Origin of the sequence: Rhodococcus sp. CX, from assembly GCF_015865005.1 — a bacterium.
GTDB lineage: Bacteria > Actinomycetota > Actinomycetes > Mycobacteriales > Mycobacteriaceae > Rhodococcus.
The window spans coordinates 1-474 of record NZ_JADZGH010000173.1; the positions used below are offsets into that span (position 1 = coordinate 1).

Below are 474 nucleotides of genomic sequence, written 5' to 3' on the forward strand. Positions count from 1 at the left end.
GGGGTGCGGGGATGCGCGCCCGACTCCAGCGCCACGCCCGCCGCTACGCCGGTGTGACGGGAGGGGCGATTGACACCTCAATGTGACAGCAAGCACACTCGTGTCTCGATCCGGTACCCGATCCCGGACGGGGGGATTCGATCGTGGCTCGAGGAAGTACCGTCCGTCGCCGTCTGTCCTGCGCGCTGGCGCTGGCACTCGCACTGCCGGCCGGAGTCGCCGCGGCCGGCCCGCCCGCGCCGGACACGTCGGGAATCGTCCAGGAGGTCGGCGCGGTGGCAGCGACCGCGGCCACCCGCGCCGACTGCGGTCCGGACTCCCGGCCGGAAACCGGCCTCCAGGGCGACGTGCCCGCCGCCGACCGCGACAACGGACGCAGCACGCAGGGTTATGCCTGCAACATCACCCGGATCGGTGGATTCCCCGGCGCGGGCGCCGGCATCGTGTCCGCGAGCTATGACCACTGCGCCTACC

General features: G+C 72.8%; 1 pseudogene. It reads left to right on the forward strand.

Annotated elements, in window-relative coordinates:
• Positions 1 to 143: 143 nt before the first annotated feature.
• Positions 144 to 474 (forward strand): annotated as a pseudogene (locus I0Q12_RS33200) (hypothetical protein); the annotation flags it as partial.